Source organism: Micromonospora sp. DT201, assembly GCF_049841575.1.
Taxonomy (GTDB): Bacteria; Actinomycetota; Actinomycetes; order Mycobacteriales; family Micromonosporaceae; genus Micromonospora.
In genome coordinates, this window is sequence record NZ_JBNCKP010000018.1 from 1 (window position 1) to 24,639 (window position 24,639).

The 24,639-nt window shown below is 70.0% G+C and carries 20 protein-coding genes; 14 read left to right on the top strand and 6 right to left on the bottom strand.

Annotated features, from left to right (window positions below; all coding sequences use genetic code 11):
• Positions 1 to 73 precede the first annotated feature (73 nt).
• Positions 74 to 781: a YveK family protein gene (locus ACLQ28_RS25215; RefSeq protein ID WP_425688748.1), complete on the bottom strand. Its 708-nt coding sequence runs from the start codon at positions 779 to 781 to the stop codon at positions 74 to 76.
• A 398-nt stretch (positions 782 to 1,179) separates the two neighbouring features.
• Here ACLQ28_RS25215 and ACLQ28_RS25220 point away from each other — a divergent pair, with 398 nt between their 5' ends.
• From ACLQ28_RS25220 to ACLQ28_RS25255, 8 genes are all read left to right on the top strand, one after another.
• The gene (locus ACLQ28_RS25220; protein ID WP_425688749.1) at positions 1,180 to 2,376 is read left to right on the top strand and encodes a lipopolysaccharide biosynthesis protein; all 1,197 of its coding nucleotides are present in this window, start codon (positions 1,180 to 1,182) and stop codon (positions 2,374 to 2,376) included.
• 2 nt (positions 2,377 to 2,378) lie between these two features.
• Complete coding sequence (locus ACLQ28_RS25225) at positions 2,379 to 3,230, top strand: glycosyltransferase (protein ID WP_425688750.1); 852 nt, start codon at positions 2,379 to 2,381, stop codon at positions 3,228 to 3,230.
• Positions 3,227 to 4,324, top strand: coding sequence for a glycosyltransferase family 4 protein (locus ACLQ28_RS25230; RefSeq protein ID WP_425688751.1), 1,098 nt, complete (start codon positions 3,227 to 3,229; stop codon positions 4,322 to 4,324). Before ACLQ28_RS25225 ends, ACLQ28_RS25230 begins: the two co-directional genes overlap by 4 nt.
• Positions 4,311 to 5,654: an O-antigen polymerase gene (locus ACLQ28_RS25235; RefSeq protein WP_425688752.1), complete on the top strand. Its 1,344-nt coding sequence runs from the start codon at positions 4,311 to 4,313 to the stop codon at positions 5,652 to 5,654. Before ACLQ28_RS25230 ends, ACLQ28_RS25235 begins: the two co-directional genes overlap by 14 nt.
• Positions 5,655 to 5,668: 14 nt before the next feature.
• Positions 5,669 to 6,580 carry a glycosyltransferase family 2 protein gene (locus tag ACLQ28_RS25240; protein WP_425688898.1) on the top strand — a complete coding sequence of 304 codons (912 nt, stop codon included), beginning with the start codon at positions 5,669 to 5,671 and terminating at the stop codon, positions 6,578 to 6,580.
• Positions 6,577 to 7,443 (top strand): glycosyltransferase family 2 protein, encoded by an 867-nt coding sequence (locus ACLQ28_RS25245; protein WP_425688753.1) that lies wholly within the window; start codon positions 6,577 to 6,579, stop codon positions 7,441 to 7,443. The genes ACLQ28_RS25240 and ACLQ28_RS25245 overlap by 4 nt, the downstream gene beginning before the upstream one ends.
• Before the next feature lie 298 nt (positions 7,444 to 7,741).
• Positions 7,742 to 9,310, top strand: a complete 1,569-nt coding sequence (locus tag ACLQ28_RS25250; RefSeq protein WP_425688754.1) for a hypothetical protein — start codon at positions 7,742 to 7,744, stop codon at positions 9,308 to 9,310.
• A gap of 129 nt (positions 9,311 to 9,439) precedes the next feature.
• Positions 9,440 to 11,407 carry a hypothetical protein gene (locus ACLQ28_RS25255; protein ID WP_425688755.1) on the top strand — a complete coding sequence of 656 codons (1,968 nt, stop codon included), beginning with the start codon at positions 9,440 to 9,442 and terminating at the stop codon, positions 11,405 to 11,407.
• 108 nt (positions 11,408 to 11,515) lie between these two features.
• Here the strand turns inward: ACLQ28_RS25255 and ACLQ28_RS25260 are convergent, their stop codons facing one another.
• Positions 11,516 to 12,871 carry a hypothetical protein gene (locus tag ACLQ28_RS25260; RefSeq protein WP_425688756.1) on the bottom strand — a complete coding sequence of 452 codons (1,356 nt, stop codon included), beginning with the start codon at positions 12,869 to 12,871 and terminating at the stop codon, positions 11,516 to 11,518.
• Positions 12,872 to 13,038: 167 nt separating this feature from the next.
• On the opposite strand from ACLQ28_RS25260, the gene ACLQ28_RS25265 reads away from it, so the two are divergent.
• Genes ACLQ28_RS25265 through hutH form a run of 6 tightly spaced genes read left to right on the top strand, consistent with a single transcriptional unit; the run spans position 13,039 to position 20,900 of the window.
• Positions 13,039 to 13,893: a MurR/RpiR family transcriptional regulator gene (locus tag ACLQ28_RS25265; RefSeq protein WP_425688757.1), complete on the top strand. Its 855-nt coding sequence runs from the start codon at positions 13,039 to 13,041 to the stop codon at positions 13,891 to 13,893.
• A gap of 16 nt (positions 13,894 to 13,909) precedes the next feature.
• Positions 13,910 to 15,568, top strand: a complete 1,659-nt coding sequence (gene hutU, locus ACLQ28_RS25270; RefSeq protein ID WP_425688758.1) for a urocanate hydratase — start codon at positions 13,910 to 13,912, stop codon at positions 15,566 to 15,568.
• Positions 15,569 to 15,623: 55 nt separating this feature from the next.
• Positions 15,624 to 16,826 carry an allantoate amidohydrolase gene (locus ACLQ28_RS25275; protein ID WP_425688759.1) on the top strand — a complete coding sequence of 401 codons (1,203 nt, stop codon included), beginning with the start codon at positions 15,624 to 15,626 and terminating at the stop codon, positions 16,824 to 16,826.
• Positions 16,817 to 18,184 carry a formimidoylglutamate deiminase gene (locus ACLQ28_RS25280; RefSeq protein ID WP_425688760.1) on the top strand — a complete coding sequence of 456 codons (1,368 nt, stop codon included), beginning with the start codon at positions 16,817 to 16,819 and terminating at the stop codon, positions 18,182 to 18,184. Before ACLQ28_RS25275 ends, ACLQ28_RS25280 begins: the two co-directional genes overlap by 10 nt.
• Complete coding sequence (gene hutI / locus ACLQ28_RS25285) at positions 18,181 to 19,365, top strand: imidazolonepropionase (protein WP_425688761.1); 1,185 nt, start codon at positions 18,181 to 18,183, stop codon at positions 19,363 to 19,365. The genes ACLQ28_RS25280 and hutI overlap by 4 nt, the downstream gene beginning before the upstream one ends.
• Positions 19,362 to 20,900 (top strand): histidine ammonia-lyase, encoded by a 1,539-nt coding sequence (gene hutH / locus ACLQ28_RS25290; protein ID WP_425688762.1) that lies wholly within the window; start codon positions 19,362 to 19,364, stop codon positions 20,898 to 20,900. The genes hutI and hutH overlap by 4 nt, the downstream gene beginning before the upstream one ends.
• Positions 20,901 to 20,962: 62 nt before the next feature.
• Here hutH and rdgB read toward each other — a convergent pair whose 3' ends face one another.
• From rdgB to ACLQ28_RS25310, 4 genes are read right to left on the bottom strand one after another with little or no spacing between them, the layout of a single operon-like run.
• Positions 20,963 to 21,580, bottom strand: coding sequence for an RdgB/HAM1 family non-canonical purine NTP pyrophosphatase (gene rdgB, locus ACLQ28_RS25295; RefSeq protein ID WP_425688763.1), 618 nt, complete (start codon positions 21,578 to 21,580; stop codon positions 20,963 to 20,965).
• Entirely contained in the window at positions 21,577 to 22,302 is a 726-nt protein-coding gene (gene rph, locus ACLQ28_RS25300) for a ribonuclease PH (protein ID WP_425688764.1), read from the bottom strand. Before rph ends, rdgB begins: the two co-directional genes overlap by 4 nt.
• Positions 22,303 to 22,311: 9 nt before the next feature.
• Positions 22,312 to 23,481: a glycosyltransferase gene (locus ACLQ28_RS25305; RefSeq protein WP_425688765.1), complete on the bottom strand. Its 1,170-nt coding sequence runs from the start codon at positions 23,479 to 23,481 to the stop codon at positions 22,312 to 22,314.
• Complete coding sequence (locus ACLQ28_RS25310; protein WP_425688766.1) at positions 23,478 to 24,623, bottom strand: glycosyltransferase family 4 protein; 1,146 nt, start codon at positions 24,621 to 24,623, stop codon at positions 23,478 to 23,480. The genes ACLQ28_RS25305 and ACLQ28_RS25310 overlap by 4 nt, the downstream gene beginning before the upstream one ends.
• Positions 24,624 to 24,639 lie beyond the last annotated feature (16 nt).

The window sequence follows — 24,639 nt, forward strand, 5'->3', positions numbered from 1 at the left end:
CGGACGAACTTCCGCCTTGCCGGACCGCCGCCTGGACTCCGCCTCGGCTCAACCGAGGGCTTTGACACAGGCCCTAACCGGAGTGCGGCGACCTCCGGCCGGCGGCTTTTCGCGTCAACGACCCGCGAGCGGGCAACCGCTTCTTCAGGTCCGCCCAGGCGGCCTGCACGTCGGCGCTGATGGGGGTGCCGGCTTCGCGGTAACCGAGAAGCCGGGCAATGCCGAGCCCGATCGCGAAGCCGCCGAGTGCGCCGAGCGTCGCGTGCAGGGGCCACGACACGGCTACGGGTCGTTCCGGGGCCTCGGCGGCCTTGAGCACGCTGACCTGTGCCAACGCGCCGAGACCGGCCGGCGCGGCGTCCCGTTCCGCGATCCGCTGCAACTCGGCGGCGAGCTCGTTGGCGATTGCCGCAGCTGCGGAAGCGTCACCGTCGGTAACGGCAACGTCGATCGCCAGGGCATTCACCGTTGACGACGCCACGATTTTGTCAGCCATCTCTGCGGTCGTGTATGGCAACTGGAGCGCGTCGACCACCGGCCGGGTCAACCGCGGAGTGTTCATCATGCTGGCGTAGGTCTTCACCCGCCGCTGCATCAGCTTCTCGGCGTTAGGTGGCGCGGAGCCGGCCTGCTCCTGCGTGTTGGGCCCGTTCCCCTGCCCGGTGGCGGGCTGTTCCCGAACGAAGGTGACGAGCAGTTGCACCTCGGCCCGATAGCTGAGGGGCTGACTCGTGGCCAGGACGCCGGCTCCGGCACCGCCCAGCACCGCGAGCGTCGCCACGATTACCCACCGTCTTCCGATTACGCCAAGCAGGCGAGCGAGGTACATGCGGCTCCACGTCAATCGGCCGTCGAGGAAGCGCCAGACTACCTCCCGCGCCAACCGAGGCCGTTGGGCTGCCCCTGGTAGCGGTGGCTCCACCACCCCGGGCACCTGGCGCGCGCCTGACACACGCCCCAGGTGGGCCGGGAACGCGAAGTCAAGGAGCGGTCGCGAGGAGTCCGGTCCTCGCGGGCGATTGCGGAGCGGAGCATCGTTCGGGTAGAAAGTGCCAGCGGCGTGGAACCCGTCGTACCACGCACTTTTGCAACTTCGGGGGAAAAGCGAGTGGAAGGCGTGTGGCCAGCCGCAGCTGTTCTACAGGCTGGCATCGATTCGAGGTCTGTCCGAGGCATCGGGTGTTAGTTCTGCTACGGCGGCTCGTCTCGCCGGAACGCCTCTATATCGCAGCCCTCGGCCTGACCGGTCTCGCGGCGCTGGTGTCGGTGACCCTACCCGCGACGGAGCGCGGCGAACTCGCCGCGAACATGGTGAGCGCCACCATGGGGGCCGCGCTTGGCGGTTTCTCCATTGACACGTTCCTGCTGTCTCGGCCAGGCGGATGGATCATCTCCCGAGGTCGGCGGTGGATCCTGGGCATCCTCGCGCTGTCGCTGGTGCTCACCCTCGTGGCCGCGGCGCTACTGACCGCGTTGGCCGGCATCGGCAGCTACGCGGTGGGCATGGGCGCCGCGTGCGGTCTGACCGTCTTCAACACGGCCGCCTCGTTGGGCCTGCGACTCAAGAGGTTCTGGTTCGTCTACTCCATGCGGGCCGTAGCCGGCGCCGTCCTGGTGGTCGGCTACGGGTTCCTCTATCTGGACAAGCAACTCGACGGCGGCCTCTGGAGCATGCTGTGGCTTGTCGTGCAGGTCGTCGCCGCAGCTGTCCTGGGCTTGGCAGTCCTCGCGTGGGCCCGGCGGTTCCGCCCAATTCCGGCGGCTACCGCAGGGCAGCCCGAATATCGCGCCGACCTTGTTGCCATGGGTCGGCTGCACATCGGGGTCTGCGCGCAGATGCTGACGTACCGGATGAGTCAGATCCTGGTGGCCCGCTTCGCCGGAGCGGGGGCACTCGGTGTCTACGCATTGGCTGTGGCGGCCCTGGAATTCGCTCAGTCCGGCGCGGTGGTCAAGTCGCAGCGGATCCTCGCCGAGCGTGATCCGGACGCCATCCGTGACCATGGCCGAGAGGTCATCAAGGGTGCGCTGCCGGTCGCGTCCCTGGCCGTCATCGGGCTCACTGTCCTTGGCCTGGTCGCGCCCGACTACCACTATGCGTGGATCTTCGGACTGCTCCTGTTGCCGGGAACGTTGGCTCTCTCAGCCGGCAAGACCTGGAGTGCCGCCCTGCTCAAGCGGAGCGGTGAACAGGCGACCACCGCAGTGGCCCTGATCACGATGTCCGTATCGATGGTGCTGTACTTCCTCCTCATTCCGTGGGCGGGCGCGTTCGGCGCCGCCATCGCATCATCGGTCGCGTACGGTGTGTACGCCTTCCGGACTCGGCAGAGCCTACAGCGCAATTCGCATTTCCTCCTCAAACGAATGGCTTAGCGGTGGACGTCTCAATCATCGTATTGACCTGGGAAGACTTCGAGCGCACCAACGGTTGCGTGCGATCGTTGCCGGCCGACGCGGAGGTCGTCGTCGTCGACAACGGCAGTGCCGCCGACATCAGTGCGGCACTGAGCGCGATGTGTGAAGAGACCGGAGCAAAGTACGTCCGCTCGGACGAGAATCTCGGCTATGCCAAGGGAATGAATCTTGGCGTGCGGCACAGCACGCGATCGCGCGTGATTCTGTCGAACAACGACATCGTCGTGGAGCCGGGCGCGATCGAGCTATTGATGGCGCAGCTCGATGATCCCGCTGTCGGGGCCGCATTCCCGAAGGTGCTCGACGCCACGGGCAAGGACCAGACCGCGGCGGGCCGCTTCCTGACGGTGGGTGCTGGCGTCGCGCACGCCACCGGGCTGAGCATGCTCTTCCCACAGTTGCGAATCGTCTCCACGCCCGATCAGGGCGACTGGCTCTCCGGGCCGTTCGTCGCGATGCGGCGGCAGACGCTCGACCAGATCGGCGGCGTCGACGAGTCCTCGTTCTTCTACTCCGAGGATCTGCGGCTCTGCTGGGCTGTTCGGCAGTTGGGGCTGCGTCTCGCCTACGTGCCGGAATCCGTCGTGATGCACGAGGACGACGCAAGCGCCAAGCGCCGGTGGCCGGTGGAGGAGATCTCGCGCCGGCAGACCCGCGAGTTCATCCGGGCCAGCCGGGAGCTCGCCGGCTGGCGCGGGAACGTCGCCTGCTCCGCATACACGTTCGGCGTGCTGATGCGGGCGGCCGTCGGCGGCGGCACGGCCCGACGGGCGGTGGCCAAGGGGGCGGTGGAAGGCATGGGAGCACGATGAAGGTCCTGTTCGTCTGCACGACCGGCGGTTCAGGGCGACGACAGCTCGGTGGCGCCGAACGTTTCCTCATCGAGATGCTTCCGGCCCTGACCGAGCAGGGCGTGGAGGTGATCGCCGCCACGCCGGACGATGAGGTTGCGGAGTCGCTTCGCGCATCGGGAATCCAGTGGATTCCGCTCGGCGCCACGAAGCGCGTCGATCTCGGGTACGCGCGGGGGATCCGACGGATCGTCGAAGAGCTACGTCCGGACGTGGTGAGCGCGCACCTGCTGTCCGCTGCGATGCACGTCCGCGCGGGGCTGGGCGTCCAGAGCCGGCGGACGCCGGTGGTCGTCGCGCTGCACAACAGCCTGTGGCAGTACCGCGACACGGCAGAATCGCTGCGCCAGAAGGCTGCGGTGCAGGCCAATATCACCACGGACCTGGCCTTCCGCCGGCTTCGGCCGCACGCGACCGTTGCGGTCTCCACCTTCGAGGGCGACGAACTAGAAAAACGTGGACACGTGCGGAAAAACGTCCACGTGATCCCGAATCCGCTGCCCGCGGTCTGGCCCTCGGTCGACGACATGCCCGAGCTCGCGCCGTCGGCTCCGATCCGCGTCGGCTTCCTCGGTCGGATCGAGCGGGAAAAGGGTGCGGACCTGCTGTCGGACATCGCGGCCGCGCTGCCCGAGGTCGAGTTCTTGATTGCCGGCGCGGGGACCACGCCGATCGCGCCGCTTCCGAACATCCAGTTGGTTGGACGGGTGGATGCGGCCTCGTTCCTGCAAAAGGTGAATTGTCTACTCGTGCCGTCTCGGGTGGAGTCCTTCGGACGCAGTGCCCTGGAGGCGATGTCTCTCGGCGTACCGGTCGTGCACTCCGGTGTCGGCGGGCTGTCGGAGATCACCCGGCAGGGTGCGGGTGTCCTCGGGTTCCAGGCTGAGATGACCCCGGAGGCGATGGTGGCGGCCATCCAGGCGGCAACCAAGCCGGCCGCCTACAACGCGCAGCGCCGCGACCTGGCGCGGGAGTACGCGACGCAATACTCCTTCTCGCGCTGCGTGGAGCGCTGGCTCGGCCTCTATCGAGCAGTCGCGAATGACACTCGCTGAGAGACGGCTCTGGTCGGTCGGACTCCCTCTCGCCCTTGGCATTCTCCTGCTCCTGGCCACCCAGTGGGCCGGGCTCGCGGTCACGGCCGGTCTGGTGGTGGTGGCCATCTTCGCCGCCCGGGCCCGGTCCTGGGCCCTGGCTGCCTGTGCCGCCGTCTGGAGCGCTGCCATGCTCGCGGTGCAGACGCTGCCCGGCCCCTACGATTCCTGGGCGGGCAAGGCGGTTCTGCCGGTTCTCGCTGGATACGTGTCCGTCTTCCTGGCCGCTTGGGCCATCGGAAGGCAGGTGATCAGCTGGCGAACCGACCGGATCAACCTGCCCATGCCCAGGCCTAGGCCGCAACTCCGCTGGCCAACCGACCGGCGCCTGTTGACGTACCTGTTGGTGCTGCTCGGCATCGCGTCCGTGACCGCGGCAATCCGCTTCCGCGGCGTCGTACCACCCCTCTTCGCCGACAACCCAGACGTGGCCCGGCAGGCGCTCCGGCTGCAGTCGAGCATCGTCATCGGCCTGTTGTCCGAGGCGTGGACCCTCGGGATGGGCGTCTCGCTGCTGCGCGCCGTGTCCGGCAACCGGAGCAGGTCGCTCATCTTCTACGTGCTCGCCGGCGTCTTCACGGTGGGTGCGGCCCTCGGCGCGAGCAAGAACTCGGTGCTCGTCGGCATCGCACCCGCCCTCATCGCCGCGCTCTCGGCACGACACTCGCGGCCACGCGCGTCGAAGTCCTTCAAGAAGATTCCGGTCATACTCCTGATCGCCGCGGTGGTGCTCGGCACGGCGGTCTTTCTCGGCGGGCAGCGCACCATGGCGGGCACCGGCTCGTTCGAGACGGAGTTCCGGTCGCGATATGGCAACAGCGCGCTGGCGAGCAGCGCCGCGTCGCTCGACCTGTCGCTGAGCTCCTCCACCGAGACGTTCGGCCGACTCTGGTCGCAGCGGGAGAACTTCGAACCGACGTACGGCGCGTACTCGCTGACGTTCCTGGGGTCGCACGCCCAACCGCTGTTCGGTCAGGTCGACCTGTACGGGCTGACGTCCCAACTGAGCCAGCCGTACTTCATGAATACCGCGACCTTCGTGGCCATCCCGTTGCTCGACTACGGGCCGATCGGGGTCCTCTTCTTTCTCGCCGCCCTAGGGTTGGCGATCGGCTCGACCGAACGCTGGTTCGAGTTTTCGGCGTCACCCGCCGCACAGTTGGGGCGGGGATTCATCGTGTACTTTGCCCTGTTCGGCGTCTACGAGCTATATCCGCTCATCTATCCAACCTGGCTGAGCCTGGTACCCGGGCTCTGGGTCCTGCACTGGCTGGGGAGAACGGCGAAATGAACGAGACACGGCCCATGGGCCTCACAGTCGTAACTGTCCTCTACAGGTCTGCCGAAATGCTGGCGGAGACGCTACCGACCTGGGTACGCAGCGCCGGCAACCTTCCGATCACCTTCATCTTCGCCGACAACTGGCCAGAGGACGGGTGCGAGAAGGTCATCGCGAACTGCCTCGCCGACGACCAGTACGAGTACCTCCCCGACTCGTCGAATCCGGGTTTTGCGGCGGGCTGCAACCGTGCGGTCTCCGCCGTCGATACGAGCCACGTACTGCTGCTCAATCCTGATGTGTGGCTGCCCGACGACGCGTTGGCCCGCATCTGCGCCGCCATCGCCGAGGACCCAAGCAGGCCGATCGCGGTCGGTCTGGCGATGCACGGTGGGGAATACATCGGCATCGACGTCAACCCGATCTCGCTCTTCATCGACCGAACCGCCACCGCGTCGCGGGGGCCTCTCGGGCCGTCGGGCGGCGCCGCCGTCTTCCCAACCGAGCTGTTCCACCGCTTCGGCGGGTTCTACGAGCACCTCTTCGCCTGGGGTGAAGACGCTGACCTGGCCTACCGGCTCTACGCGTCGGGACTGCGGACTCGTGCGCTCGATCTCGTGCTTCCCCACGCGGGTGGGCACAGCGTCGAGGGCGACAACAAGCTCCAGGGCTTCCGCGCCTTCCTGTTGGCCCGCAACCGGCTCCTGGTCGCGGCCCGGGTCTTCACCTGGCCGCTGATGCTCGTCGCCATGCCGATACTTGCCCTGGCGCACCTTGCGCTCGCCGCCCGGCGTGTCCGTCAAGGCCTGCTGTGGCCGTTCCTCCGTGGCGTCGGACGTGGCCTGGTGGAGAGCCCAGCAGCCCGACGGCAGTGGAGCGGCAAGCGGTTCGGCTTCACATCCCTGTACAGCTATTTGAATGTTCGGAGAGCCGAATGACAGCACACAGCTGGAGCGTCGTTACGGTCACCTACAACTCGGCGGAAACGCTGCGTCAGTGTTGGGCCGGCGCGGCGAAACCGTACGAGTGGATCGTGGTGGACAACTGCTCGGCCGACGACTCCGTGGCCGTCGCGGAGGAGTTGGGCGCCCGGGTGATCCGCCTGCCGGAGAACGTCGGCTTCTCCAAGGCCAACAACGTCGGGGCACGGGAGGCGGCGGGCAACTATGTCCTGTTCGCCAACCCGGACCTCGAGATCGAGCCAACTGGCTTCGATGTGCTGCAGGCGCACATCGACGTCCACGGTGGCCTGGCCGCGCCGCAACTGGTCACCTCGGAAGGCGTCCTACAGCCCAACGGTCGTGGCTTTCCCTACGCGACGGCCAAGCTGGGCAACCGCAAGGTCTGGCCCCTGTCCCGGATGCATGCCTCCTACCGGATCATCGCGAAACCTGGCGAGGCGATCTGGGTGGCCTGGGCAATGGGTGCCGCGATTGCCGCACGCAAGGCGGATTTCCTCGCGATGGGCGGGTGGAACGAGGAGTTCTTCCTCTACTACGAGGACCACGAGCTCGGATTGCGGGCATGGCGGCACGGCCTTCCCGTCGCCCTGCTCGGTGACGTCCGGTGGACCCATCACTGGGCTCGTGCAACCAACTCGTTCCGGTGGTCGCGGGCGCATTCGTTCGAGCTGCAGAGCGCCCGGACCTTCTTCGGCATGTTCCCCGAGTTCCTGATCGGGTTGCCCCTGGCCTCGCGGCGCAACCGACAGGCGGCGAGCCTGATCGGATCGCCGGTGCCGGCCCAACGGGGTCCGGGCGAGTCGGTGCCCTCGCCGACCAGTGCCGGGGGAGCCAGCTAGTTTAGGCGGTCTCCGTTGCTACCTTTCCTCAGGCGCCCGGCGCGACAGCCGATGATGTCGCAGCCGGCCGCCGAGGCGTGTGGCGTCGATCGGTGCGGCACCGTCGACGGCCGGTGGCAGGGTCCCAGCACTGCGCCCGACCACCTGCGGCAGACCTGGTGAAGCGACCTCCGACAGATGCTGGTGGCCGTTGCGCTCGGGCTGGTCGGCTTCTTCAACGCCCGGTAGCTCCCCACTGAAGATGGGAACTTGCGTGGTTACACAGCTCGCGGGTCGACACGTGGGCAGAAACGAAGCGATGGCCGCGCGCTCGATCAGGCGCCTCCCGAACCCGGCGGACTGGATCGCCGTCGCCGTGCTCCTTGCGTTCCTTCCGGTCGTGCACGACGTCAGGACCACGCTCACAGCCCCCTACTGGCTCGATGAGGCATGGGTGGCGCTCTCGGTACGGTTCCCGCTCGCCGACCTGCCGGTCACGACCTCGTCGACTCCGATTGGCTGGAGCTTCCTCCTCCGACTCGTCCCGGACCCCGACTACCTTCGGGCGGTTCCACTCGCTTTTCACGGACTATCGGTCGGTGTGGCGTATGCGCTCGGGCGTCTGCCGCAGTGGCCGACTCGGCGACTCGGGATCGTGGCGGGCACCGTCGCCGGAGCAGCGGTCCTACTCCTCCCGGCCCAGCAGGTCCGCCAGGACCTGAAGCAGTATTCCGCCGACGCCGCCGTCGCGGTGAGTCTGCTCGCGTTGACCGCATGGACGGAACGGGCGTGGTCTCGCAGGCGGCTCGGCGTGGTCGCGGCCGCAGTGTGCCTGGGAATGCTCTTCAGCCACGTGACCGCCATCATCGCCCCATGCGTGTTCGGCGGATTACTTCTGGTCACCGTGATTCGACGTCAGTGGTCGCGGCTCCTTGACGTCGCCGTGGCCGGCTTCATTGCCGCGTTGCTCGCGGCAGCCATCTATGTCGGCATCTCGGCGCGAGCCCGAACCGACGCAATGCAGGAGTTCTGGGCCTCAAGTTTTCCACGGCTGGCAGAGGTGCCCGGCTATGTTCTAGATCGGGCACACGACCTGACCGTGATCCTCGGCGCGCCCGTGCTGCTCGTTGTCGGGCTGGTCGTCATCGGCGTCGTAAGCCTCGTTAAGGCAAGCCGCCCCGCCACGGCCATCGCGGTGAGCCTGCTGCCGACGACGGTGGTAGCCCTGGGGGTCGCGAAGGTATACCCACTCCTGGACCCGCGCACCTCGCACTTCCTCCTCGTCACGGCTGCGGCGGTGGCGGGCATCGGTCTCGTCGGCACGGCGAACCTGGCGGCCGGGCTCGTCAACCGCGTGCTGCACCGCGATGCGCCGACCGTCGTGACTGCGGCGATCTGCGCGCTCCTGCTCGGTGTGTTCAGTGTTCACAACGGCGCCTGGTACCGGTTCGATGGAGACGAGCCCGGGCTCGAACGTTTGCCGACCACCATGATGGACGTTCGAACAGCGACCGAGTACGTAAACGCACACCGATCGCGGAACGACGTGGTCATCCTGAACCACAAGGCGTGGTACGGCTTCGTGTTCTATTCCGGAAGCACCGCGATTGACCTGGTCGCTCCGTACGGCAATACCGTTGGCTGGTGGGTCGAGATGCCCACTCGGTCAGACGTCGTCATGGTCCCCGGTACAGATAAGGCAGGCATCCGTCTCGGCCTTGACCAGGCGCTCAGGTTGGCTGGGCAGCGCGGGGGCGCGCGCATCTGGTTGATTCGGTCCTACGTCGGAGGCGAGGAGGCCGAAGCTTGGCGGTCGGTGCTCGCCGACTACCGCGTGGAACAGGTGACCGACGGAATCGAGCCGGTGGTCCTGATCAGCGAGGGCTAACAAATTCCGCATTACACGCCGCAGCGGGCCGGCCGTCCCGCGAGACCGATCAGCGACCCAGGTTAAACACGAGCACATCGACGCCCCGCTCAATCTCAGCCATCAGATTTCAATCCATGGACGGACCGCATGCAGACAGCCGAGCAGGGCAGCCGCGAATCCGCAGTTGCCGCAGAATCCACAGCACTGAGGAGTGACACCTCAGACAGGCAGATCGAATCTGAGGCCGCTGCGCCGGCCATGGTTCGAATCGAATCGAAATACAGGGAACTGGTCGCACGCCTACCCGGGATGGCGGCGTTCGCATGGTTCGGCCTCACCATTCTGGTCGCAGGCGTACCGTCCGCCCTGATGCCTTCGCCGGGTTTCGACCCGAGCTGGAAGGCCGGCATCGGCTTCGCAGTCTCCGACAATCTGCGCTTCGGTAAAGACATCGTCTTCAATTACGGTCCGTGGGGGTTCCTCGACTGGCCGCAGCATGTGAGCCGCCCGCAGGCGGCGCTGGGCTTCCTGTTCACGACGACGGCGGTTGTCGTCCTCTTCTGGGCCATCTACCTCTGCGTCCGACTGAGGTGGTCCGCCGGCGCCGCTGGCGCGATCGCTTTCGCCGTCACCGTTGCCAGTGGGCCAGCCGGGCCGGGCGGCAGGTTCGTCTACGCCGGCCTTCTGTTCGCCCTTCTAACGCTGCACCACCGGAGCACCAGGCGGACACACGACTGGCGGGGCACCCTGCCGACCGCAATCCTCACTGCCGTCGGGACCTTGCTGCTACAGGTCAAGTTCTCCGAGGGTGTGGTACTCCTTGCCCTGGCCGGTCTCGTCGCGGTGAGCGTCCGGTCGCTGGGGGACCTCATCAGGGGCGTCGGAGTAGCCGCGGCAGCCTTCGTGGTGACGTTCCTGACGCTCTGGCTTGTGGCAGGGCAGCGGGTCGCCGACATACTGCCGTGGGTGCGAGGCTCGCAGGAGATTTCCAGCGGCTACCAGGAAGCCCTCTCCATCGAGCAGGGCGAATACATTGTTGGCTATCTCGCCGCAGGGCTACTCGCGATCATCGTCGGAATCCTGGCATTGAGCAATGCGGTGCGCCACAAGACCGTCGTAACCGCCGGAGTCGTCGTGGTGTCGGCGGTCGTGCTCGCTTTCGGATTCAAGCATGGGTTCACCCGCCACGACCCGGCACACGAAGTCTCGTTCTTCATGGCGGCAGGCTTCCTGCTCATCGGCTTCGCCGCCTGGGTACGACGCCCCGGAATTGTACTGGCAGCCGCACTGGCGGCATTCATCATGGCACCCTCCGGCCTTGGAAACTACGACCCCTTCCAGGCCAGAGACCAGTGGAGGACGGGCACAGAACTCCTGGTCAACAACAACTATCGCCTCACCTCGATAGAGGCCAGCAGGATGCGGGCGCGCGACAAGTATCAGTTGCCGGAGAATGTTGTCAGCGAACTACGTGGTCGACCCGTGCACGTCGACCCGATGGAGCTGACCCTGCCGTGGGCCTACTCGTTGGACTGGCGCCCGGTCCCGGTCTTCCAGTCCTTCTCGGCGTACACGCCGTACCTCGACGAACTCAACGCCAAAGCTCTCGTCGAGGCGCCGGCAAACCAGGTCGTGCTGCACGAGGCCACGGTCGGCATCGATCGCCGCAATATCCGATGGGACACTCCCCAGTACCTGCTTGCCTTGGCTTGCAACTATCGTGTCGGCGCGCGCGCCGAACGCTGGTCTGTTCTTCATCACAGCCAGAACCGCTGCTCTCCGCCACAGACCACGCTCACCCAGCCGGTGACGGCGGGCGTGCCCGTTGCGGTCCCAGAGGCCGGTCCGAAGGAGATGATCGTCGCGCGTTACCGGCCTGAGCCAAGCTCGATGCTGGCCTCGTTGGTACACCTCGGCTTGAAGGACTGGTCGCCAATCCAGGTCGGCACCGACGACGGGACCTTCCGCCTGGCGGAGGCACTGACCGATGGCCCGCTAATGGTCTCACTCCCCGCCGAACTGGCCTGGCAGGCACCCTTCGACGCCTTCCAGTACCGCCAGCTCACCTTCAACCGCGCCGGCACGGTCGAATTCCAGGTCATCAGGGTGCAGTAGGTCAAGAACGAAGGCCTCCGGCCGGTGGAGCTGCCCAGGGACAGCGCCGCCAACCGGAGGCCTTCGTGTTTCCACCGCTGCCGGCCAGCTGACCGGGCCCGTACACGTTCAGCTGCCGCGACGCCACAGATCCCGGAGTGCGTCCCAGTTGCCAGCGATGCCTTCTTGGCAGAGCGTTTCGATGTAAGTGACGGCGTCGGTGTCATCGCGGTCCCACCAGATACCGCACATCACCCGACCATCCTTCAGTTTGAATACATACTCGAGGTAGCTCCCGGCCACACCGCTGATGTTGCCGGTCGTACGGGTTGCCTCGCGCAGCCCGGGCGACAAGGTGCCGCCGGCGAGGTTGAGCTGGAGGCGGAAGGCGCGTGCCGCGTCCTTCTCCTTCTTGTCGGGATAGAGCACGAAATGCAGAAATGCACCGCCGTAGTGGCAGAAGATGTGCCGCTTCTCGTTTGCAGGCAGGAACGGGGCGCCAAGGTCGTTGTACGCCGCACAGCCGCCGGCCTGCGCCAGCCAGGGCTCGGCCAGCGGCGCCAACTCGCCCTCGAACTTGGTCTTGTTGATGGACAGCTGCGTCGCCTCGAAGGGCGCGAGGGTGGCCTCGGTCGACGGCGCTCCCGCGTCGTCGCCACTGCGGCCGACGAAGAATCCTGCGGCGCCAGCGAGCAGGACGAGTACCAACGCACCGGCAATCAGAAACCACTTGGGGCGCTTCGGCTTTGGAGCCACCGGGGCGATCCGCCGGCCTCCGGATGACAAGGGATCAAACGGCGTCGGTCCGGCATGGTCGGCGTAGGCCGGGGACTGTGGGGCGGCAGAGACCGGCCGTGTCGACGGCGGTAGGGGCGAGGCCGGCACACCGGAGACCGATAGCGGGGGCACCGAGACCGGTTGCCCGGAGACCGGCTGGGTAGACATCGCCCACGGCTGCGCAGCCCAGGGCGGCTGAGGCGGAGCGGAAACCGACTGCGGCGGAGCAGAGACCGACTGCGGTGGGGCAGAGACCGACTGCGGCGGAGCGGAAACCGACTGCGGTGGGGCGGAAACCGACGCCGGCGGAGCAGAGACCGACTGCGGCGGAGCAGAGACGGACTCCGACGGCCCAGCACCCGGGTCTGGCATCGGGATGAGCACCTCCGACGCAGAGGTCGGCGGGTGCAGTTCCATGCCAAGGGCCTCGAACAGGCGTTGCGCCCCCATGCCGTTCTGCGCCGGGTACGCGACCCACGGCCGGGCGGCGGTGAAGTCACAGTTGACGTAGCGCTGCCCGCCAGGGGCGTGTGCCATGGCGCTGGCCGCGCTGGCGAACGCCTGCCGCCACTGTTGGTCGGCGGCCGCGGCACCCTCCAGCACCGCCACCGTGACGAGCCGGTCCTGCCCGTCGATAGCCCACCAGGCCATGCCCACCTTGCAGACGCTGAACGCCTCGGTGAACCTATACGGACCGACCGGTTGCATACAACAACTCCTCTGCTCATCCGCCGTGCGGATAGTACAGAGGCGATGCCCGTGCCATCACCCCCTGCGTTCGCCGCTCGCGGTGTGCTCGACCACTATCTGCCACTGCGACCAACCCGACGGCGCACGACCTTGCCCTTGAAAGTTTTCATGCATACAGTCGCGCCATGAATGAAGGCGGTGCGGGGTCGACCGACCACCTGCTCGACCTCTTCCACGGCGTACGACTCACCCCCATCCAGCGCCGCATCGCGCACTGCCTGGTGCAGCACGCCAGAGCAGCGGCCTACCTGTCCGCCGCCGAGGTCGCCGAGATGGCCGGAGTCAGCCAGCCGTCGGTGACCCGGTTTGCGATGGCGCTCGGTTACGACGGCTACCCCGCCCTCCGCCGCCGGCTACGGGACGCGGGTGCCACCGATGGCACAACGACAACTACGGACGACGCCGGCAACGAACTACAGCAGGCGGTACGCGCAGAGATGGGGAACCTGGACCGGCTGGCGACTCAACTCGCCGACCGGGACCGGATCGCCGAGACCGGGCGGTTGCTCGCACAGAGCCGCCCCCTGCCAGTGCTCGGCCTACGCGCCGCCGCGCCGCTCGCCGCGTACTTCGCCTATTTCGCGGCCAAGGTGCACCCGGACGTGCGGGTGCTCGACGACGGCGGCAGCCTGCTCACCGACCGCCTGGAGCAGGCGGCTGAGGCCGGGGCGTCCGCCCTGCTCGCATTCGTGCTGCCCCGCTACCCCAGGGAGACCCTGGACGCGCTGCGCGACGCCCGCGCCGCAGGGCTGACCGTGGTGGCGATCACCGACTCACCGGTCAGCCCCGCCACCGAGCACTCCGACGTGGTGCTGCCCGCGGCGGTCGGCGCGCAGCTCGTCTTCGACCTGCACACCGCCCCGATGACCCTGGCCATGGTGCTGTTGCAGGCGATCTGCGACGCCGCCCCGGCCGATACCCAGCGCCGACTGGAGGCGTTCGAGGCCTCTGCGGCTCGCCGTCAGTTGTTCCGCGGATGACCGGAGGAGACCCGAGATGACCCAGCCCGTCCGTGCCGCACGGGGCAGCAAGCTCACCGCCCGTGGGTGGCAGCAGGAGGCCGCCCTGCGGATGTTGATGAACAACCTCGACCCCGAGGTGGCCGAACGACCCGACGACCTGGTCGTCTACGGCGGCACCGGCAAGGCGGCACGGGACTGGCCTTCGTACCACGCGTTGGTCCGCACGCTTACCGACCTGCGCGAGGACGAGACGATGCTTGTGCAGTCCGGCCGCCCGGTCGGCGTGCTTCGCACCCACGAATGGGCGCCCCGGGTGCTGCTGGCCAACTCGAACCTGGTCGGTGACTGGGCGACCTGGCCGGAGTTTCGCCGGTTGGAGCATCTCGGGCTGACCATGTACGGGCAGATGACCGCCGGTTCGTGGATCTACATCGGCACCCAGGGCATCCTGCAGGGCACCTACGAGACGTTCGCGGCGGTGGCCGCGAAGAGGTTCGCGGGCACCCTCGCGGGCACACTGACGCTGACCGCCGGCTGCGGCGGGATGGGCGGCGCGCAGCCGCTCGCGGTCACCATGAACGGCGGTGTCTGCCTGATCGTCGACGTCGACCGGACCCGGCTCGACCGTCGGGCGCACGACCGCTATCTGGACGAGGTCGCCGACTCGCTGGACGACGCGGTGCGGCGGGTGCTCGCCGCGAAGCGGGACCGGCGCGCGCTCTCCGTCGGCGTGGTCGGCAACGCCGCCGAGGTCTTCCCCGAGTTGCTGAGCCGTGGCGTCGCCATCGACATCGTGACCGACCAGACCAGTGCCCACGACCCACTGTCGTACCTGCCGGTGGGGGTGGAGTTGGCCGACGCCCGCGACTACGCGCAGGCGAAGCCGGCCGAGTTCACCGACCGGGCTCGTGCGTCGATGGCGAAGCACGTCGAGGCGATGGTCGGTTTCGCCGACGCCGGCGCCGAGGTCTTCGACTATGGCAACTCGATCCGCGGCGAGGCGCAGCTCGCCGGCTACCAGCGCGCCTTCGACTTCCCCGGCTTCGTGCCCGCGTACATCCGGCCGCTGTTCTCCGAGGGTAAGGGCCCGTTCCGGTGGGCGGCGCTCTCCGGCGACCCGGCCGACATCGCGGCCACCGACCGGGCCATCCTGGAGCTGTTCCCGGAGAACGAGCACCTGGCCCGCTGGATCCGGATGGCCGGCGAGCGGGTCGCCTTCCAGGGCCTGCCGGCGCGGATCTGCTGGCTCGGGTACGGCGAGCGGGACAAGGCGGGCGTGCGGTTCAACGAGATGGTCGCCTCCGGCGAACTTTCCGCCCCGGTCGTCATCGGTCGGGATCACCTGGACGCCGGCAGCGTCGCCAGCCCGTACCGGGAGACCGAGGCGATGGCCGACGGCTCCGACGCGATCGCCGACTGGCCGCTGCTCAACGCCCTGGTCAACACGGCCAGCGGCGCCTCCTGGGTGTCCATCCACCACGGCGGCGGGGTGGGCATCGGCCGGTCGATCCACGCCGGGCAGGTCTGCGTGGCCGACGGCACCGCCCTCGCCGGGCAGAAGATCGAGCGGGTCCTCACCAACGACCCGGCGATGGGTGTGATCCGGCACGTCGACGCCGGTTACGACATCGCCCGTGACGTGGCGGCCCGCACCGGCCTCCGCACGCCGATGACGGAAGGCGGACCCGCGTGAGCGCGAGGAGTGCAGCGCAGCGGAGCCCCGCAGTCGCGAACAACAGGAGTAGAGCGTGACTGACGACCTTCCCGGCCGGTTCCGGGCTCTGTGGGACGAGATCGCGCCCGTCGGGCGGGACGCCGACAGCGGCGGCTACCTGCGGTACGCGCTGACCGCGCCGGAGATCGAGCTGCGCAGCTGGTTCCGAGCGCAGGCCGAACGCCGGGGCCTGCCGGTGACCGAGGACGGCAACGGCAACCTTTTCGCTCACTGGGGTGACCTGGAGGCTTCCGACGCGGTGCTCACCGGCAGCCACTTCGACTCGGTGCCGCACGGCGGGGCGTACGACGGGCCGCTCGGCATCGTCAGCGCGTTCCTCGCCGTGGACGAGCTGCGCGCCGCCGGTGTCACCCCGAATCGGCCGCTCGTGCTGGCCGCGTTCGTGGAGGAGGAGGGTGCACGCTTCGGCGTACCGTGTCTGGGGTCGCGGCTGCTCACCGGGGCCCTGCCGCCGGACCGCGCGGCCGGCCTGCGCGACGCGGCCGGGGTGAGCTTCGCCGAGGCGCTCGGTGACCGGCCGGCGGGTGCCCGCCCGGAGCTGCTGGGCCGGTTCGGCGCCTTCGTGGAGTTGCACGTCGAGCAGGGCCGCGCCCTCGTCGACGCCGACGCGCCGGTCGCGGTGGCCAGCGCGATCTGGCCGCACGGCCGGTGGCGCTTCGACGTCGTCGGCGAGGGCAACCACGCGGGTACGACCCGGATGGCCGACCGCCGCGACCCGATGCTCACGTACGCGTTCACGGTGCTGGCGGCCAACAAGGAGGCCCGGCTGCGGGGTGCGCACGCGACGGTGGGTCGGGTCGCCGTCGAACCGAACGCCACAAACGCGATTCCGTCGAAGGTGACCGGCTGGCTGGACGCCCGGGCGGCCGACCCGCAGACGCTGACCGGGCTGGTCGACGCGGTCTGGGGCAAGCTCGCCGAGCGGGCCCGGCGCGACGGTACGGTGGTGACGGTCACCGAGGAGTCGGCGACCCCGCTTGTCGCCTTCGACGGCGGGCTGGCCGAGCGGCTGGCCACGCTGCTGGATGCGCCAGTGCTGCCCACCGGCGCGGGGCACGACGCCGGGGTGCTCGCCGCGCACCTGCCCACCGCGATGCTGTTCGTGCGCAACCCGACCGGGGTGTCGCACTCCCCCGCCGAGGCGGCCAGCGACGACGACTGCGCCGCCGGGGTGCGGGCGCTGGCCCGGGTGCTGGAGGAGCTGACATGCCGGTGACACCGACCCGCTGGCTCGCCGAGTACGCCTGGCTGCCCGAGCACGCCGAACCCACCCCCGACGTGCTGATCGAGGTTGAGGACGGCCGGATCACAGGGCTCACGCCGCTGCTCGGGACCGGCGGCCCGCCCGCCGGGATCGAGGTGCTGCGGGACGCCACCCGGCTGCCCGGCCTCACCCTGCCCGGGCTGTCCAACGTGCACTCCCACGCCTTCCACCGGGCGTTGCGCGGGCGTACCCACGGTGGTCGGGGCGACTTCTGGACCTGGCGGGACCAGATGTACGCCGTCGCCGACCGGCTGGACCCGGACACCTACCTCGCCCTGGCCCGGGCGGTCTACGCCGAGATGGCGCTCGCCGGGATCACCGGCGTCGGCGAGTTCCACTACCTGCATCACCGGCCCGACGGCGGCACCTACGACGATCCGAACGCGATGGGTGCGGCGCTGGTGGAGGCCGCGGCGCACGCCGGGATCCGGCTCACCCTGCTGGACACCTGCTACCTGACCTCCAGCGTGGACGGTCAGGCCCTCGCCGGGCCGCAGCGCCGCTTCGGCGATGGCGACGCGACCCGCTGGGCCGAGCGGGCGGCGGCATTCCAGCCGACGGACTCCCACGCCCGGGTCGGTGCGGCCGTGCACTCGGTGCGGGCGGTCCCGGCCGACCAGCTCCGCACGGTTGCGGACTGGGCGCGGGAGCGGCGGGCACCACTGCACGTGCACCTCTCCGAGCAGCCCGCCGAGAACGACGAGTGCCGGGCCGTGCACGGGCGCACGCCCACCGCCGTGCTCGCCGAGCACGGCGTGCTCGGGCCGGACACCACCGCCGTGCACGCCACCCACCCGACCAGCGGCGACCTGACCCTGCTCGGCGAGAGCCGGACCGGGGTGTGCCTCTGCCCGACCACCGAGCGGGACCTCGCCGACGGGATCGGCCCGGCCCGTCGGATGGCCGACGTGGGGATCCGGTTGAGCCTGGGCAGCGACAGCCACGCCGTGATCGACCTGTTCGAGGAGGCCCGGGCGGTGGAACTGGACGAGCGGCTGCGCACCCGCCGACGCGGCCACTTCGCGCCGGTCGACCTGCTGACGGCGGCCAGCACCGCCGGGCACGCCGCGTTGGGCTGGGCCGACGCCGGGAGGATCGCCGTCGGCGCTCGCGCCGACCTGGTGACGGTACGGCTGGACAGCGCCCGTACCGCCGGCGTGCCACCGGTGGGCGTGTTCTTCGCGGCCTCCGCAGCGGATGTCGAGCAGGTCATGGTGGACGGCCGGGTGGTGGTGGCCGAGGGCCGGCACCTCACGGTCGACGTGCCGGCCGAGTTGTCGGCGGCCATCGAGGCGGTGACTCCCGCATGAGCAGTCTGCTTGTCGACAACATCGGGGAGCTGGTCACCAACGGTGCCGGTGAGGGCCCGCTGGGCATCCGCCGCGACGCCGCCGTACTCATCGAGGGAGGCCGGGTGGCCTGGGTCGGGCCGTCCGCGCACACGCCAGCCGCTGACCAGCGGGTCGACGCCGGCGGAGCGGCCGTGCTGCCCGGCTTCGTGGACAGCCACGCCCACCTGGTCTTCGCCGGGGATCGGGCCGCCGAGTTCGCCGCTCGGATGGCAGGTGCGCCCTACACCGGCGGCGGCATCCGGACCACTGTCGGAGCGACCCGGGCCGCCACCGACGACGAACTGCGAGCCACCGTGCGCCGGCTGCGCGGGGAGGCGCTGCGCCAGGGCACCACGACCATGGAGATCAAGAGTGGGTACGGGCTGACCGTCGCCGACGAGGCCCGCTCACTGCGGATCGCCGCCGAGGTGAGCGTGGAGACCACCTTCCTCGGCGCGCACGTGGTGCCCGCCGAGTACGCCGACCGCCCCGACGAGTACGTGGGGCTGATCTGTGGGCCGATGCTGGCCGCCGCCGCGCCGTACGCGAAGTGGATCGACGTGTTCTGCGAGCGGGGTGCCTTCGACGTCGACCAGGCCCGGGCCATCCTGTCCAGCGGTCAGGCCGCAGGGCTGGGCGTCCGGATCCACGCCAACCAACTCGGTCCCGGCCTGGGCGTTGCGCTCGGGGTGGAGCTGGGCGCGGCCAGCGTCGACCACTGCACCCACCTCAGCGACGCGGACGTGGCCGCACTGGCCGGCACGGCCCACAGCGACGGGTCGGGAACCCGCACGGTGGCGACCCTGCTGCCGGGTGCCGAGTTCTCCACCCGATCGCCGTACCCGGATGCCCGTCGACTGCTCGACGCCGGTGTCACCGTTGCGTTGGCCACCGACTGCAACCCCGGCTCGTCGTACACCTCGTCGATGCCGTTCTGTGTGGCCCTCGCGGTCCGCGAGATGCGGATGACCCCGTCCGAGGCGGTCTGGGCCGCGACCGCCGGTGGCGCGCGGGCGCTGCGCCGCGACGACATCGGCGTCCTCACCCCCGGCGCCCGGGCCGACCTCGTCGTCCTGGACGCGCCGTCCTACCTGCACCTGGCCTACCGGCCCGGTGTCCCCTTGATCCGCCAGGTAATGCGCAACGGAGTGCCCCAATGACGACCGTGACCATCCAGCCCACCGGAGTTTCGGCCGACGACGTGCTCGCGGTGGCCCGTGCCACCGCCACTGTCGTCCTCGACCCGGCCACCATCGACGCGATGACGACCAGCCGAGCCATCGTGGACGGCATCGAGTCGTCCGGCCGCCCCGTCTACGGTGTCTCCACGGGGTTCGGGGCACTGGCCAACACGTTCATCGCCCCGGAGCGGCGGGCCGAGCTGCAACACGCGCTGATCCGCTCGCACGCGGCCGGGGTGGGCGCCCCGATGCCCCGCGAGGTGGTCCGGGCCATGATGCTGCTGCGGGTCCGGTCCCTCGCGCTGGGCCGATCCGGGGTCCGCCCGCTGGTCGCCGAGGCCCTGGTCGATCTGCTCAACCACGACATCACCCCCTGGGTGCCGGAGCACGGCTCGCTGGGCGCGTCCGGTGACCTGGCACCGTTGGCGCACTGCGCGCTGGTGCTGCTCGGCGAGGGCTGGGTCCTCGGCCCGGCCGGCGAGCGGCAGGACGCGGCCGACGCGCTGACCGCCGCCGGGCTCAAGCCCATCGAGCTGGCCGCCAAGGAGGGGCTGGCGCTGATCAACGGCACCGACGGCATGCTCGGCATGCTGCTGCTGGCCATCCACGACGCGGCGCACCTGTTCGCCATGGCCGACGTGACAGCGGCGCTGGCCATCGAGGCGATGCTCGGCTCGGAACGGCCGTTCCTGCCCGAGCTGCACGCGATCCGGCCGCACCCCGGTCAGGCGGCATCGGCGGCGAACATCCACCGACTGCTACAGGACTCCCGGGTGATGGATTCACACCGCGACGACCTGGCGCACGCCGTGCAGGACGCGTACTCGATGCGGTGTGCCCCGCAGGTGGCCGGCGCGGCCCGCGACACCCTGGACTTCGTCCGCACGGTCGCGGGCCGGGAGCTGGTGTCCGTGGTGGACAACCCTGTCGTGCTGCCGGACGGCCGGGTCGAGTCGACGGGCAACTTCCACGGTGCGCCGCTCGGCTTCGCCGCGGACTTCCTCGCCATCGCCGCCGCCGAGGTGGGCGCGATCGCCGAGCGGCGGGTGGACCGGTTGCTCGACGTCACCCGATCCCGGGAACTGCCGGCGTTCCTGTCCCCCGACGCCGGGGTCAACTCCGGGCTGATGATCGCCCAGTACACGGCGGCAGGGATCGTCGCCGAGAACCGTCGCCTGGCCGCCCCTGCCTCGGTGGACTCGCTGCCCACCAGCGGCATGCAGGAAGACCACGTCTCGATGGGCTGGGCTGCGGCCAAGAAGCTACGCACCGTGCTGGACAACCTCACCAGCCTGCTCGCAGTCGAGTTGCTGGCCGGCGTACGCGGCCTGCAACTGCGCGCACCGCTGGACCCGTCACCGGCCGGCCGGGCCGCCGTCGCCGCGCTGGGCGGGGCGGCTGGCGAACCCGGCCCGGACGTGTTCCTCGCCCCCGTGATGGAGGCCGCCCGTGCCGTCGTCGCCGGGCCGGACCTGCGCGCCGCCATCGAACGGGAGGTCGGCCCGCTGGGCTGACCTCCCTCGGGTCGCTGTCGTCCGCAGCAGGTCAGGCGGCGGGCGGCAGCACCTCGCGCCCGTCAGGAGGCGGGCGGCAGCACTTTCGCGACCAGCTTGGCCAGCTCACGCAGCGCCTTGCCGCGGTGACTGATCGCGTCCTTCTCCGCCGGGGTGAGTTCGGCGTTGGTCCGCTCCTGCCCGTCGCCCAGGAAGATCGGGTCGTAGCCGAACCCACCATCGCCGCGCGGAGCGCGCAGCACCCGACCGGGCTGCCGGCCGTCGACCAGGTGCTCCTTGCCGCCGGGCAGCACCAGCGCCACCGTGCAGACGAACGAGGCCGCCCGCTGCTCGTCGGGCACGTCGGCGATCTGATCCAGCACCAACTGAAGGTTGGCCTTGTCATCGCCGTGCTTGCCGGACCAGCGGGCGCTGAACACCCCCGGCATCCCGTTGAGCGCGTCCACCGCGATCCCCGAGTCGTCCGCGATGGTCGGCAGCCCGCTCTGGCGGCAGCCCTCCCGCGCCTTGATCAGCGCGTTCTCGCCGAAGGTCAGGCCGGTCTCCGGCAGCTCCGCGTACTGCTCGATGTCGTCCAGCCCGATCAGGGCGATCCGGTGCGCGCCGAGCGCGCCGTCCAGGATCCGCTGAAGTTCCACAAGCTTCTTACGGTTACGCGTAGCGAGCAGGACCTTGTTCATGAAAGAGCCTTCCGCTGCGCTTCGGCCAACTCCGCGCAGCCCGCGACGGCCAGGTCGAGCAGGCTGTCGAGCTGGTCCCGGGCGAACACGCCCGCCTCGCCGGTGCCCTGCACCTCCACGAAGTCACCGGCACCGGTGCACACCACGTTCATGTCGACCTCGGCGGCGACGTCCTCCTCGTAGCAGAGGTCCAGTCGCGCCTCGCCGGCGATGATCCCCACGCTGACCGCAGCCACCGACCGGTGCATCACCTTCTCCGGCTTACCGGCCAACGCCTTGCGGGCGGCAAGCCACCCCACAGCGTCGTGCAACGCGACGTACGCGCCGGTGATCGCGGCCGTCCGGGTGCCGCCGTCGGCCTGGAGCACGTCGCAGTCGAGCACCACCGAGTTCTCGCCGAGCGCCTTGAGATCGATGCTGGCCCGCAGACTGCGGCCGATCAGCCGGGAGATCTCGTGTGTGCGGCCACCGACCCGACCCTTGACGCTCTCCCGGTCGGAGCGGGTGTTGGTGGCCCGGGGCAGCATCGCGTACTCGGCGGTCACCCAGCCGAGCCCGGAGCCCTTGCGCCAGCGGGGCACCCCCTCGGTGACGCTCGCCGTGCAGAGCACCCGCGTGCCGCCGAACTCGACGAGCACCGAGCCCTCCGGATGGGTGCTCCAGCCTCGGGTCAGGGTCACCGGTCGAAGTTGAGAGGGCCCTCGCCCATCAGGTCGCGCCATCCCTGCACCCTATGCGGTGCGGTGATCCACCTCGCTCGGGGTGCCCCGAGCAGCATTCGAGTCGTGCACACGGAGGAACCCGGCGACCGCGGCCGGCCACCCGAACTCCTCGGCCCGCTCCCGGGCGGCACGCCGCCGCTGGGCCTCCGGCCGGGCCGCCAGGCTGGTCACCGCCGCCGCCATCGACTCCCCCGAGCCGTACGCGGCCAGCCCGGCCTCGCCGACCACCTCGGGCAAGGCACTGGCAGCGTTGACCACCACCGGGGTGCCACCGGCCAGCGCCTCCAGCCCAGCGAGACCGAAGGTCTCCACCGGGCCCGGTGCCAGCACCACGTCCGCGCTGGCCAACAACGCGGCCACCGCGGCACGGTCCGGCAGGAAGCCGACGAACGTGACCGGCAGCCCTGCCGCCCGCCGGGCCAGAGCGCCGCGCAGCGGGCCATCACCGGCCATCACCAGCACCGCCGGTACGCCTTCCCGGCGCAGCTCGGCCAACGCCTGCACGGCCAACTCCGGCCGCTTCTCCGGGGACAGCCGAGCGCAGTGCACCAACAACAACTCGTCGGAGTCGGCGTACCGAGCGCGTAGCCGAGGGTCGGCCCGGTCCGGGTGGAAGGTGTCCAGGTCCACCCCGAGCGGCACCAGGTCCACGTTGTCGGCGCCGATCCGGTCGAACTCCTCGGCAGCCCACCGGGTCGTGCAGACGATCCGGTCGTACGCCCGGCTGGTCGCCCCGTTGAGCCGATCGGCGATCGGCCGGCGCAGCGCGTCCGGCACACCCCACTGGCCGAGCAACCCGGTCAGCGACTCATGCGACACCATCACCGACGGCACCCCGTGCGCCCGCGCCCACCGGCCCGTCCAGCGCAGCGACCACCGGTCGGAGACCTCCAACCGATCCGGTGCCAGATCGACGAGCAGCCGGGCCAACCGGCGTCGACCAACCAGCAGCCGGTAGCCGCCGCTGCCGGGCAACTCCGGGCCGGGCAGGGTGACCACCCGCCCCCACGGGTACGACTCGTCGGCGGCCCGCTGACCGGGTATCACCAGCACCGGCTCATGCCCGGCCGCCCGGTAGCCCTCCCCGAGGTGTCGCAGCGCGGTACGCAGGCCACCCGAGCGTGCCGTCACGAAGTTGGCGAGCCGCACGATCCGCAGCCCGCCCGCAGCCCCGGTCACGACGCGGCCGGCAGGCCAACGGTGGCGGCCACTGCCCGTACCGCGTGGTAATGCCCGATCAGCTCGTCGCCGACGGCCTCCCAGCTGCGCCGGCTGACCGCGACCCGGGCGGCCAGCCCGTAGGCCCGCCGCCGGTCCGCGTCGCCGGCCAGGTCGGCTACGGCGGCGGCCAGCGCGTCGCCGTCGTTCGGTGGCACCAGCAGCCCGGTCACACCCTGGTCCACCAGGTCGACCGGTCCACCGCTGGCCGGCGCCACGACCGGCACCCCGGAGGCCAGCGCCTCCTGGATGGTCTGGCCGAAGGTCTCGTGCGGTCCGGTGTGCACGAACAGGTCCAGGCTGGCGTAGAGCCGGGCCAGTTCCTCGCCGTGCTGCACGCCGAGGAACGTCACCCCGGGCAACTCCCGGGCCAACTGGCGGCGGGCCGGGCCGTCGCCGGCCACCACCACCCGCACCCCGGGCAGCCGCGACGTCGCCGCCAACAGCTCCACCCGCTTCTCCGGTGCGAGCCGACCGACATAGCCGACCAGCAGCTCACCGCCGGGTGCCAGCCGGTCCCGCAGCGCCGCACACCGCTTGGCCGGGTCGAAGCGACAGGCGTCCACACCGCGGCGCCACAGCCAGATCCGCTGCACCCCGTTGGCGATCAGGTCGGCGGCGGCACGAGTAGACGGGGCGAGGGTGCGCTGCGCCGAGTTGTGGATCTCCCGGATCCGGCGCCAGGCCGCCGCCTCACCCCAGCTCACCCGGTACGCCCGCGCGTACGCCGCCACATCGGTTTGATAGACCGCCACCGTGGGCAGGCCGTGCCGGCTGGCCAGCGTGGCCGCCCGTGCGCCGAGGACGAACGGACTGGCCAGGTGCACCACGTCCGGCTCGGCCGACAGCAGCGCGCCGGTCAACCGGCTGGTGGTCGGCACACCCAACCGGAAGCCCTGGTAGCGGGGCAGCGGCACGCTGGGAATGCGCACCACCGGGTACGGCAGACGATCGATGTTCTGCCGGCCCGCAGAGTGCGGGGCGGGTGCGATGACCACCGGCTCGTGGCCCTGGTCAAGCAGATGCTCCGCCGTCCGCACCACGGAGTGCGCGACGCCGTTCACATCCGGTGGGAACGACTCGGTCACGATGGCGATCCGCATGCCCACACGGTGCGGG